General features: G+C 58.9%; 11 protein-coding genes and 1 pseudogene. 3 read left to right on the top strand and 9 right to left on the bottom strand.

Annotated features, from left to right (window positions below; all coding sequences use genetic code 11):
• The first annotated feature begins 104 nt into the window (after positions 1-104).
• The gene (locus F6X39_RS35165) at positions 105-1,124 is read left to right on the top strand and encodes an IS110 family transposase (protein ID WP_187620006.1); all 1,020 of its coding nucleotides are present in this window, start codon (positions 105-107) and stop codon (positions 1,122-1,124) included.
• A 543-nt stretch (positions 1,125-1,667) separates the two neighbouring features.
• On the opposite strand, the gene F6X39_RS35160 is transcribed toward F6X39_RS35165, so the two are convergent.
• Positions 1,668-1,913 carry a helix-turn-helix domain-containing protein gene (locus tag F6X39_RS35160; protein ID WP_187620005.1) on the bottom strand — a complete coding sequence of 82 codons (246 nt, stop codon included), beginning with the start codon at positions 1,911-1,913 and terminating at the stop codon, positions 1,668-1,670.
• 467 nt (positions 1,914-2,380) lie between these two features.
• On the opposite strand from F6X39_RS35160, the gene F6X39_RS35155 reads away from it, so the two are divergent.
• Together F6X39_RS35155 and F6X39_RS37750 are read left to right on the top strand one after the other, a co-directional pair.
• Positions 2,381-2,695, top strand: coding sequence for a hypothetical protein (locus F6X39_RS35155; RefSeq protein ID WP_262414921.1), 315 nt, complete (start codon positions 2,381-2,383; stop codon positions 2,693-2,695).
• Positions 2,696-2,707: 12 nt separating this feature from the next.
• Positions 2,708-3,046: pseudogene (locus tag F6X39_RS37750) on the top strand (HAD domain-containing protein); the annotation flags it as partial.
• 250 nt (positions 3,047-3,296) lie between these two features.
• On the opposite strand, the gene F6X39_RS35145 reads toward F6X39_RS37750, so the two are convergent.
• The 8 genes from F6X39_RS35145 to F6X39_RS35105 all read right to left on the bottom strand — a co-directional run.
• Positions 3,297-4,067, bottom strand: a complete 771-nt coding sequence (locus tag F6X39_RS35145; RefSeq protein ID WP_316251758.1) for a porin — start codon at positions 4,065-4,067, stop codon at positions 3,297-3,299.
• A gap of 1,355 nt (positions 4,068-5,422) precedes the next feature.
• A complete protein-coding gene (locus F6X39_RS35135) occupies positions 5,423-5,674 on the bottom strand; it encodes a hypothetical protein (RefSeq protein WP_187620008.1) in 252 nt (83 codons plus the stop codon).
• 130 nt (positions 5,675-5,804) lie between these two features.
• Positions 5,805-6,263 (bottom strand): NUDIX domain-containing protein, encoded by a 459-nt coding sequence (locus F6X39_RS35130; protein WP_187620003.1) that lies wholly within the window; start codon positions 6,261-6,263, stop codon positions 5,805-5,807.
• Positions 6,264-6,390: 127 nt separating this feature from the next.
• The gene (locus F6X39_RS35125; RefSeq protein ID WP_187620002.1) at positions 6,391-6,840 is read right to left on the bottom strand and encodes an NUDIX domain-containing protein; all 450 of its coding nucleotides are present in this window, start codon (positions 6,838-6,840) and stop codon (positions 6,391-6,393) included.
• 590 nt (positions 6,841-7,430) lie between these two features.
• Entirely contained in the window at positions 7,431-8,078 is a 648-nt protein-coding gene (gene maiA, locus F6X39_RS35120) for a maleylacetoacetate isomerase (RefSeq protein ID WP_187620001.1), read from the bottom strand.
• A gap of 134 nt (positions 8,079-8,212) precedes the next feature.
• Positions 8,213-9,907: an MFS transporter gene (locus F6X39_RS35115; protein ID WP_262414919.1), complete on the bottom strand. Its 1,695-nt coding sequence runs from the start codon at positions 9,905-9,907 to the stop codon at positions 8,213-8,215.
• Between the two features lie 194 nt (positions 9,908-10,101).
• On the bottom strand, positions 10,102-11,421 hold the full coding sequence (gene fahA / locus F6X39_RS35110) for a fumarylacetoacetase (protein ID WP_187620000.1): 1,320 nt from the start codon (positions 11,419-11,421) through the stop codon (positions 10,102-10,104).
• 2 nt (positions 11,422-11,423) lie between these two features.
• Positions 11,424-12,161: VOC family protein (locus tag F6X39_RS35105; RefSeq protein ID WP_316251757.1), on the bottom strand; the 738-nt coding region annotated here is incomplete at its 5' end.

Below are 12,161 nucleotides of genomic sequence, written 5' to 3'. Positions count from 1 at the left end.
CACCCAGTCGGTCCGTGTGTGCGATCTACTGCTATGCGGCACTTCTGTCAGCTCGAGAAGTGGTTGATCATACTCATCTGGTCAACCGAACCAAGGGATCTGTCATGGCACATACGATCGTGGGTGTGGACATCGCAAAGAACGTAATGCAGGTTCACTGGGTGGATCCGGATAGCGGCGAAATCGTGAACCGGCCGATCAAGCGAGCGGCGTTTCTCGAATACTTTGCCAATCGCAGACCGTGCCTCATCGGCATGGAGTCGTGCAGCGGATCACAGCATTGGGCCCGACGGCTGATCGAAATGGGGCATCGGGTAAAGCTGATGCCCGCGAAGTTCGTCAAGGCGTTTAACATCCGCAATAAGAACGATGCGGCCGACGCGCGGGCGATCTGGATGGCCACCCAGATGGATTGCAAGGAAGTTGCCGTGAAAAGTGAAGCGCAACAGGCCATTCTTGCACTGCATCGTATGCGTCAACAACTGGTCAAGTTTCGCACCATGCAAACGAACAGTCTTCGCGGCTTGCTAAGCGAGTACGGCGAGGTGATGGGAGTAGGGAGGGCGGCGCTGGACAAGGCAATGATCGGAGTTCTGGAAAGATTGTCAGGACGCTTGCCTGCGATACTGATCGATACGCTGCGAGAGCAATGGAAAGGTCTGGATGAGGTGGACCGCCAGATCGGCCAGATCGAGTGCCGGATGCGGGAGTGGATGAAAAATGATCCGGCGGCCAAGGCAATCGCAGCGATCCCCGGCGTAGGACTGATTACCGCAACAGCTGCCGTGGCAACGATGGGGCATGCCCAAGCCTTCAAGTCTGGCCGTGAGTTTGCGGCCTGGCTAGGACTTGTGCCGGGACAGACGGGTTCCGGCGGCACCATCAAGTTGCAGGGAATTAGCAAGCGAGGTGACACGTATCTCCGAACTCTGCTGGTTCACGGCGCGCGGAGCATCATCTATCGCGCGAAAGAGCCAGGTCTCTGGGTCGAACAGATGAAACAGCGACGCCCATTGAACGTCGTCATCGTCGCAATGGCTAACAAGCTTGCCCGAATAATCTGGGCGGTGCTGGCGCATCAACAGCCCTACCGGAAGGATTACGTCAGCCCCAGGCCAGCCTGATTTCATCGGTCTGCTGGAGAGGTTCTTGTTTCACGGGATGGAACGTCAAAAGTTGCGGCGGCATTCGAGTGTAATGACAAATCGGGCGGGACCCGGGATTCACCAAACCTGCTTTTATGTCTGAGCTTCACAAGCTCGCGATTTGAATGAGGCGTGAGTCAGCGGATTTCATAGGGGCCGGCAGCGAAGCGGATGCTGCAAAGAGGCCGGATGTAGAGCTGCAGCCCATCCTATTCGTCAAGACCTCGAACATCTGGCGCAAACGGGGGCGTTCATGTAGACATAAAAGAAAAGAGCGAATTTATCTTTAGTATGCTTAACTAAATAACACAAAGGGCATTCAAGTAGAGATGGACGTAGGACATGACCTGAATGTTGTGGCCTGTAGATTTCCCGACGAACTTACCGCTTCTTCGCGGTAGCGGGATCGGTGCCGCGTCGTCATTAGCTACTTCTGACGATCGAGGCTCATTTGATGTCTACGCGAGACGGGAGGCAAATAGGGCATCGCTCTAAACTGCAATCGATCGATTCAATTTTGCCTCAAAGACCAGCGCTTTTGAAAAGTTTCGACGGTGGAATGTGTAGGGCGTCAGCAATTCGAATGAGGTTTAGAACAGATAGGTTACGTTCCCCTCGCTCGATTCGCCCCATATGGCTGCGGTCAATTCCCGTCGCGTGCGCAAGGGCCTCCTGTGAGACACCGAATTCCTGCCGACGAGCGCGAACCGTCGCGCCTATGGCGGCTAGGTGTCCCGCATCGTCCATTTTGACCGATACCCTTTGCATCCCATGATGGTCGCGGTATGATGGTCGTTTGGCCACGGCATTTACGACCCATTTATGATGGCGATCGTCTTTTCACTTTTGGATCACGTTTCTAATGTCGGGTTGAAAGCGTCCTCCGCCTCAGTCGGCAACGGCTGGCGCAGGTGCGGGCGTGGCGGCGAGCGTAGACGCGGGATAAGTGAATAAGGTGGCGGGAATTTTGTCGGTCGTCTGTCTGTGGGTTCTTTTTCGTCGGCTTTTGTCGTGAAGACCACATGCTCGGCGAGCAGTTCGTTGGTAATGAAAGCGTTTGAGGTCGTAGCTGTATGTTTGTAACAAGTGAAATTAACCGTGTGCCTCCGTCCAACGTGCCTTTCGGCGGGTTGCCCGGCAGGGGCGTATGGTCAGCGGTTCAGCAACTGTTACCGCGGGACGTCCTGATTCTCAGGGTGTCGCGGGCGCGCTCGCGGGCCGTCCCGACGATCGTGATGCTGGACCTGCCCGCAACCGCTGCGACGCTCGAGCAGTTCGTCGGAGGGGATGTCGTTCTGCGCGACGCGGCCGTACTGAGTACGAGGCTGGCACGGGAGGTCGGCCAGTGGACGCTCGAACCGCTTTCCGAGATCCGGGTGGGCGCAACCGAGTACGAACATCGCGGCCAGGGCAAGCAACTGCTCACGGTGACCCGGTTCACGACCGCTGCGGGGCGGACGTTGTCGGTGCCGTATGCGCTGGCGACACAGCCCGCGCGCGGCAGGCGGCTCTGGCGCGCGAAGGCACCAGCCGCACCGGCTAGTGCCTAATCCTGGCTCGCAGTGGATGCGCATCCGGACGTGGGGCCGGGCAGGGCCATTGGGGAGCCGGACAGGCTGCCGCGCTGGCGGGGAGGCGTCGGGCTGTATCTCGATTTCGACGGGGTCCTGCATCGGGAGGAGGTGTGGCGCCGGCCGGACGCCGGGCCGTATGTCGCGAGCCCGCCGGGCCACGCGCTGTTTGAACACGCGGCGCTGCTGGCGAACTGCCTTGAGCCGCACCCCGCGCTGAGCATCGTGCGGTCCACGAGCTGGGTGCGGGTGTTCCGCAGCGTGCGCAAGGTGGCCCGCCGTCTGCCGCCGGAGTTGCGTCGGCGCGTGGTCGGCCCGACCTTCCACAGCTGGATGGATCGGGTGTGGTTCCGGTCCGTGCCGCGGGGTGTGCAGGTCTGGGCGACGTTTGCCGACGGCGGCCCGAGGCGTGGCTCGCGCTCGACGACGATGATGCGGTCTGGCCGGCGGTCTGCCGGGGTCACATGCTGTACACCGCTACCGTGCTGGGCATCGGCGATCTGGCGGTCCTCGCGCAACTGCAGGCGCGGCTCTCTGCGATGCATCGTGAGGACGAAGGCTGGCGATGATAATCCGCCTATTATCGCGACCAGCACACGTTGCCTGCCTTCGTTTGAACCGGTGACGACTCGCTGAGAGCGAGCACGCACGTGGTCTTAAGGTCGCGTATGTGATGTGCAATTCTCGGCAAGATTTGCGCGTGGTCGTGCCACCGGGCCCGCCCGGGCGACGTTTCGCTTTCGTTCGGTGGTATCAATCGGTCCCATCGATGAAATCCGCTCGCGAAATACTGTAAGGCGTTAGAAAACAGTGCGCATGCCGACGCGAGCAATCGCTGTGACGCGCTGCCCGACGATCCCTCCAGATCCATGATGCCGTTGATTGGTGCCTGGGCGCCTAAGTTTGCGCGCTGGAAGACGCCTTCAGCGTAGACCATCGTTCTCTTCAACAGCGAATAGTTCACCGTTGCGCCAAACCGGTTCGCATGGTTGTTGTCGAGAACGACGTTTCCCTTCATGTACATATGGCTCGCACCGAACGACAAGGCGGGCGTAATCTGCCAGTTTGCGGCGACCTGTCCAGCGTAGGCCCCAGCGCCCGAGAACGAATTGCGCACGGTCGCGAAATCAGCGGCGGTGTAGGCAGGGCTCCAGACGTAGTGCGCCCCGACACCCCAATTCCAGACCGGGATTTGCGGTGAACCATTGCCGGCGCCCGGATATTTCTTCTGTGTGTACGCCGCACCGAGGCCAAACGGACCCGCCGCGTAGTTCAGGCCAAAGCTCATCGCGGAGTTCGATCCGAAAGAACCTGCGACGCCACCGGGCGAATACAGGGCGCCGACGGACACGCCTGCGAATACCGGGGACTAGTACTTGATCGAATTACCCGTCGGAATTCCAGTGGTTCTACTCTAGTCAAACCATCCCGTCGGGTTTTGGGGAGTGTCGAGTTTCTGGAACGGGCCAGCAGCAAAGTTATAAAGGCGGCCGAAAAAGACGCCTGGGCTATTCCTCGCCTCGGTTAGCGACGTGAACATGAAGTCGTACAGGTTGCCGAGGGTGAGCTCGCCGGAGTTTCCGTCGGAACTGGCGGAGTTGTTCTTGCTGCTTGAGCCGGATGATCGTCTTTAAGCCGAGCTCAACAGCTTCGCGCTTGGTCTTGGCGACCCAGGGACAGCATGCGTTCGCGGCGACTCTCCTTGGCGATGGGACTGCCGAACCAGCAAATGTATTACGCTCAGCATGCGAAGTCTGCGGCGCCGGACGGCCCGTTGAGGCGGGAGGCGACCGTTCCATCTATCTGGCCATGACCATAGGGCAGCATAGTGATGCTGCGACCGGCATTGTTGGTCTTATGTGGCTCGGGATGACGGAGTTTATTCCGCGCGCGCATCCGATGAGCTCAACGTCTTGGACTTTGAGGTTCTTTGCCGGCAAAGGATTTTTCTTTAAAATTCAATGGACAAAGAGGGCGCATTCTAACGCACTGACCCCCTCATTTTTAATACCAATATAGGTCGTACGAATATTTAAACAAACCTGTAATAAGCGCTGATGCCTATCAGGCCGCACATTGCGCGCCCGGCTCACGATTGCGAGCGCAATTGCACCTGACGCCACAATCACCTCACGCAACAACTCGGCGGCGGCCCGTGCCAAACGATCGGTTTTGGAGTGCGCCACATGGACGGGTTCACGTAGGCGGTCGTCTGGGCAACCACGGATGGCTTGTCGAATCTGTCCTTTAGGCCGGTGAAGTGATTGCCATCACTGCAATTTGAATGGCCGTTTCTTGGGGCGGAACAGACGCCTGAATGTCCAAATCCACTTACCTGCGAAGGTCGCTTCCTGGCCGGCTTCTGCCCGATGACGCCACATGCAAACTGCCGGGCGTCCAACCCCACGTGACGTAGCAGCTGAACCCCTAATGCCACGAAAGCTGGATGCGGTCGGGCGGTTGTGGCCGGCGGGTCGTCCGGCGACAATTCTCCCCCTCGCTGCAAGGCTGCGGTAACGGCAGTTAGCGTGGGAAAACGGCTAGGCAAGCGCCGGCCACCGTCTGGACATCACAGATTGGCGGCAGAACGACCGCGCTGTCGCAGTTGATACGACTCAGCCAAGAGCGGCGATCGTCCATGACACGAGCGGCCTGCTGTGGCGCTCTGGATCCGCAGTCGCCGCCTCAGTTGCCGCGAAGCGACCCTTATCCGTGCCCTGTCACGAACTTTTTCGTCGCGTGATAGCCGTGCCTTGTTGCATCGGCAACGGCATGGCCGGTCTCCTTCGCACCGTGGCCGACCGCGTGCGCGGCATCGCGCACAGCATGCCCGCTCTTCTTTACTGCCGTCTTGACATCGTTCTTGAACTCGTGGGCACCTGTAGCCAGGCTCGCATGCGCCAGCGGGCTGAGCACGGCCAACACGAACAGAATGATCGAAATTCTCGTCTTCTTCATCACTTTTGTTTTCCCACATAAGATTGGTGCGCACGATAGTCAGCCGGACAAGCGGGCGGGGCGCGGTCATACTGGATGCGAGCGGCGTTCTCAAGCTCCGGGCAGCCGGGGGATGCCACCCGGTCGACATCTAACGGCAAAGATCTCCGCTCAGATACGCAGCCACTGGCGCTGTCAGTCCGAAGCCATGCAATTCCTCCGGCGTTGCCAGATGCGCGGCGACAATCTCGCGATTATCGATCCGCAGCTCGGGTAGGCGATCGAGGTGTAGTTCGAAGAAATGCACCCGGTCTCGTCGTCCGTCCCAGGCGCCGCAGACGCTGCCCACCGGGAGCAATGTGTACGACGACAGACCAATTTCCTCTTCCATTTCGCGCTGCGCGGCTGCCTCGGGCGTCTCTCCGGGATGGACACTTCCTCCCGGAAGATTCCAAGCGGTCCGGTACGATGTTTTCACGAGCAACAGCGACTGCCCGACATAGATTGCGACAAGCGCGCCTTGATGGCTGGGTCGTCGAAGGTGCCACCAGACACGAGCAAGCGGATATCCGATGCGAAGTGCCATACGCCAGACAAAGTCGATGATCATGGAACCGTAGTTTAGGCAGCGTTTGATCTTGCTCAGGATAGCGATTGTCGGCAATTCCGAGGCGTATGTCGACCGGCGTCGATGGCCGGCCGCTGCCGATCACGCGTACCTGGCTTGCCATCAGCTTTTAGAACTTGAGGAACAAATCGTCGATCGTATACGGTAATGCCAGTTCGGGCATTTCGTGCCTTTTGAAATACCGGGTGTCCTTGGTTTCGGTGTCGGTAGGAATTCCGGAACCGCCAGTGATCTTGCACTGAAACAACGTCGCAACGTATTCAACCTGATCGCCATTGGGATACGGGTACCGGAATGCTCGGCCGCCGAAGACGCCGAGAATGCCATGAATGCGGATGGCGTATCCGGTCTCTTCCATCACCTCCCGGGCAATTGCTTCTTGGGGGCTTTCACCCAGTTCAATTCCCCCAGCTGGCAAACTCCAAGCCTCATCCGAAGATTTCTCTTGCAAGAGAAGTCTGCCCTCGTGATTGTGAATCACGGCCCCAACCGACGGGCTCAGTATCAAACCATTACCGACCTTCTGTCTCAACCAACCGATGTAGCTCTCGTCATTCAAAATGCCACCCGCATAGGAAAGTCGAACCGTTGAGATGGAAAACCGAAGCTCGGCATCGGAGGCGATTGTCGCGGATCTGAACGGCCTTGTCGAACGGCCGAAAGTGGCCGACTGTACTCATTCACAGACGTTGACCGCGAGCAGCCGTCGAAGATTTCAACGGCTGCTCTACACCACCTTCATTGAACTGGCGTTCACGGCCGATAGGCGACGGCCGAAGCCTATGCACACGGGACGTCGGTTTGTCCGCTTCACAGCGATCAACAGCCGCCCACCGCTCAAAGTCCGCGCGGGCAGCTAGAGGCAACGCGGGTTTTCGTTTCCTCTCGCGGCGTGCAACTGAGTTTGCTAGCGAGTTCCTTATAAATTCATCAGGCGGCTGATATTGCAATCACTTGAGTGCTATCCGACAGCCTCCAGGTTATTGCTGCTCGCCCGTCGTCGCCCGCCGTATCCAGCGCCCGGGCGGGTTCTCTGTCCCGTGGCCCTTGCGTCAGCGTGGGCTGAAGTTTCTCTACGACAAGGCCTCATTCAATCAAAGCGAAGCGACCGTTCGGACGCACGTCTGTCCTTCCTCACGACCCACGCGCTCATGCCGAGTCAGGTTGCCGGTCCGGCGCCGCCTGCGCAAAAGCGGCGAGCGTAATTGCGTTCTCATTGATGCGTGCAAGTATCGGAAAGCGGCCGACGTCGACGGAGAAGCGCTGCGCATTGAAAACTTGTGGCACAAGGCAGAGGTCAGCCATTGTCGGTGCGTCGCCGACGCAGAACCTGCCGGTCCGCCTGTCGGCGACGAGCCGCGTCTCGAGCGACTCGAGCCCAACCTCGACCCAATGCCTGTACCAGGCGAGCTTCGCTTCCTCAGTCAGGCCCAGATTCGCCGTTAAATACTTCAGCACGCGCAGGTTATTGAGGGGATGGATCTCGCATGCGATTTGCAGCGACAGGGAGCGTACATAGGCACGTCCCGCAGAGTCTCGCGGCAGGAGCGGCGGATCCGGCTGGATTTCGTCAAGGTACTCAATTATTGCAAGCGACTGCGTCATCGGCGGTTGCGAGCCGTCAATAAGCGTTGGCACGAGTCGCTCGGGGTTTATATTGCTGTACGCGCTTGAAAACTGTTCTCCACCATTGCGTACCAGATGCACCGGCACGCATTCGTACGGAAGGCGTTTCAGATTCAGGGCAATCCGCACGCGGTATGAAGCTGAGCTTCGGAAGTAACTGTAAAGTTTCACGCGACCCTCTGTTCTTACAGGGGTCATTCGACCAATATCGTCCACGCGGCCTCGCAGTTCGTCCCCCGACATCGGCGCTCTTATCTGAGCAGCGCGAATGCTACGACGACTACGCGTTGACCGCTCGATTGGTATCAAGCATCAGGGTTTTGTCGGGCCCAGCGAGACGTCAAACCATACAGGATGACCAGGACAGCGGCGACGAGTGCGAAGACTCGCGGATAGGCCAGTCCCGCGTACATGTTACCGTTGGCAGCCACGATGGCGAATGCAGCCGCCGGAAGGAATCCTCCCGACCAGCCGAAGCCGATGTGGTAGCTCACGGAAAGCGCGGTGAAGCGAATCCTGGCGGGAAACAGGTCAGTCATGGCCGCTGCTAAAGGTGCGTAGGTCATGGCTGCAAGAGTGGCGAGGGCGACCAGCAGCAGGAAGACCATTGGCCGGTTCACACCGTGCGGCGGGGCCTTCTGCGGGTATCCGGCGGAGTCCAGCGCACTGCGTAGCGAGGCGGCGAAAGCTTTAGCCTTTACAGGGGCGTCCGGCCCGCTGCCGTCGTAAGAAGCGACGACCTTATCGCCCACCCTGATGATTGCACCGGCACCCGCGCTCGCTATCTCATTTGTGTAGCTGATGCCGGCACGGACAAGCGCACTCTTCGCGAGATCACAGGACGTATGGAACTTCGACGTTCCGAGCGCATTGAATTGCGTCGAGCATTCATGCGGATCGGCCACGACCACGACGGGCGCTGTCTCGACGGCGCGTTCCAACGCCGGATTGGCGAAATGCGTCAGGCCGCGGTAGATCGCCGGATAACAAAGGACAACCAGAATGAACCCTGTGCAGATGACTGTCTTACGCTCGATCTTGTCGGACAGCACGCCGAAAGCGAGAAAGATCGAAACCGCCATGACGAGCGAAAACATTGAAAGCAGATTGGCTGTTGCGGGCTCAACGCGCAGCACCTCAGTCAGGAAAAATGGCGTGTAGAAAAATGCGCTGTAAAAAGTCACCGCCGCGCCGGGTCCAAGAGCGAACAGCGAACAGATCATTGCGACGATGTTGCGACGACCGGTGAACGCTTCCCTGAGCGGCGCGCGTGAGATCTGGTGTTCATTGCGCAGCCGTTCGAATTCAGGTGATTCGCCCATGCGGGTACGCATCCACAACGACAACGCCAGCAAAACCAGCGATAGCACGAACGGCACACGCCAGGCCCATTCAAGAAAAGCCGCCTCGCCGAATGTAGAACGCGTGCTCTGCACGACCAGTTGAGAGAGGATCAGACCTGCAATCGGTGCAATCTGGAGCCATGACGTATAGAAGGCGCGCCGGTTTGCCGGAACGTGTTCCGCAACATAGACCATCGCCCCTCCATTTTCGCCGCCCAACGCGAACCCCTGCACAAGCCGTAGCCCGACGAACATAACGGGGGCGAGGACGCCGACGGTTGCATATGTCGGCAGCAGACCGATTAGCACGGTCGCGAGTCCCATCAGCGCGACCGTCACGACGAAAACCTGTTTTCGACCGAGCCGGTCGCCTATGCCGCCGAAGACCATCGCGCCAAGCGGCCTGACGAGAAAGCCTGCCGCAAATCCGAGCAACGTAAAGATCAGCGACAGCGCGGGATTGACACCGGAAAAAAACTGCTTGCCAATCACGGCAGCCATAGTGCCGACGAGGAACAAATCGTACGCCTCGAAGCACGATCCAAGCGATGCAGCAACCACAATCTGGTAAAGGCTCGCGCCCGAGCGCTTTCCTGCGGAATGTTCAGGCAAAGCTGTGCCTGCCGCGAGGCTCGCGGCGGTTTGATCGGATTTCATTTTGTCTCCTCCATCCGGACGATGGTGGACCGGCTTTGGACAAACCCTTTGGGCATGTCACTGGGTTGCCTTGTCCTTCACCGATCCAGGTGATTCCTGGGTAGCCGCTTATCTCTTACGGACAATACGGTTCATGTTTTCCTACCAGCGGTGGGCCAAGGCCACCGCCGCTCCTTACATCCTCACGTCACCCGTCACGGCCGGCGCGCGGGAAGCACCGTCGCGCGGCACTCACCGAACCCGATGCGACGATAGCCGTCTCGTTCGCACCATCCGCGCATGATGACTGTGTCGCCGTCCTCCAGGAACGTGCGGGTTTCTCCGCCCGGCAACGTGAACGGATGCTTGCCGCCTTCCGTGAGTTCAAGAAGACAGGCGCGCGAAGCCGGATCGGGGCCTGAGAGCGTCCCGCTGCCGAGCAGGTCGCCTGGGCAAAGATTCGTCCCGTTTGATGTCTGATGTGCAATCAGTTGTGACATTGCCCAATAAGCGTCCGGATAACGCGAGATGGACAAGCTCGCCGGAGGTGCGCCGCTGGTTCGCATCTGCGCTGACTGCAACAGGGTCTCGACCCGAATATCAATCGAACCACGTGTCGCCAGCTCCGGACTCCAAAGGTGCGGCATCGGCGCAGGATCACCTTCAGGCCGAGAGAAGCCGGTGCGGTACGGCTCGAGCGCCTCGAGCGTCACGATCCACGGCGACAGGCTGGTGAAAAAGCTTTTCGCAAGGAACGGCCCCAACGGCTGGTATTCCCACGACTGAATGTCGCGCGCGGACCAGTCGTTCAACAGGCAAACGCCGAATACATGCGCGTCAGCATTCTGGATGTCAATGGCCGTGCCGAGTTCGTTTCCTTGTCCGATGAGTACACCGAGCTCGGCTTCGTAATCAAGTCGCCGGCTGGGCGCAAACTCCGGCTCGGCGCTGCCCGGGTCCTTCAGTTGACCGGTTGGCCGGCGGAAATCCTGTCCCGACACACGAATCGAAGACGTACGGCCGTGATAGCCTACCGGCAACCAGCGATAGTTCGGCAAGATCGGATTGTCGGGCCGGAACAGACGGCCGACGTTTGTTGCATGGCTGAGCGATGAGTAAAAGTCGGAAAAGTTCTCGATGCGCGCCGGAAGAGCGTATTCAGCATCCGCCTGCGGAACGAGGCATTCGGAAACCTCCTTTTGCTGAGGACAGTCCTCAGATAGCAGGAACGACACAGCCGAGCGCACAGCGCTTCGCTTGACTGGCGATAGCGACATGTAATCGTTGAGCGGCGCACGTGCAGCCGCCTGCGCTGCCTCCCGCGCTTCTGCGGGAAAAAGGTTCCTTGCCAGAGCAGCGCCTACATCGAGGATTTGATCGCCGATCGCGATGCCGCCGCGGAAATTTTCGTTTCCCGAAGCCCGCCGGAATACGCCGTGGGGCAGGTTCTGAATTGGAAAATCCGTCGCGCCGTCATTGGCTGAGCGGACCCAGCTCTTCCGTGAAACGTCATGGGTGTGATTGGAACGGGTCATGTTCAATTATTTCCTTCCGCAGATGTCTCGTAGCGCTTGCGCTTGATCTGTCCGATCAACTCAATCATGGCGACGGAGACGTCCCGACCTTCGGCTTGCGCCGCTGCTTTCGCGGCGAGCCAATGATTAAGATCTTCCTTCGCCTGGGTAGTGTGCTGGTTCCATGCAGGATCGATCGGCGTCGTCAATTCGAGCCGGTAACCGTTTGGGTCCCGGAAATAGATGCTCTGAATAATGCCTTTGTGATCGACAGGGCCAAGTACATCTACGCCCTCGCTGACCAACCATTCCTTCCAGCGCATGAGTTCGTCCGTGTCGCTCACTTCAAGCGCGATGTGATCGAAGACGTCGTAGGCGGGATGGGACGGAGACGAAGGCAAAGGCAAACTGGTGCATTCGAAGAAAGCCATCGTTGACCCGTCCGCCATCCGGAAGAAGATATGGAAATAGGGAAAGGCATCACCCGTAGACGGCACGTGATCATCCATGATCGTGCTCGCGAGTTCCATTCCGAGGATGCGGCCGTAAAAGTCGGCAGTCGCACCGACGTCATGCGTGACGCGTGCATAGTGATTGAGCATATTCGGCCGCAGTCCCAGCTCGGAGGCCGAGCGAGCTAAGCTCGAATCTGGTGTATGGGGGATTTGAGGCGGGAGATTGAAGGCGGTGGAGGTTTCAGCTGAGAATCTGATTGTCGAAGTCGGAAACCAGCAAACAACAAACCATCCACCATGAGCAAG

It is taken from the genome of Paraburkholderia sp. UCT2 (assembly GCF_014397665.1).
Classification (GTDB): domain Bacteria; phylum Pseudomonadota; class Gammaproteobacteria; order Burkholderiales; family Burkholderiaceae; genus Paraburkholderia; species Paraburkholderia tuberum.
The sequence above is the reverse complement of the archived record's forward strand: the minus strand, read 5'-3'. Positions and strand labels throughout refer to the sequence as shown.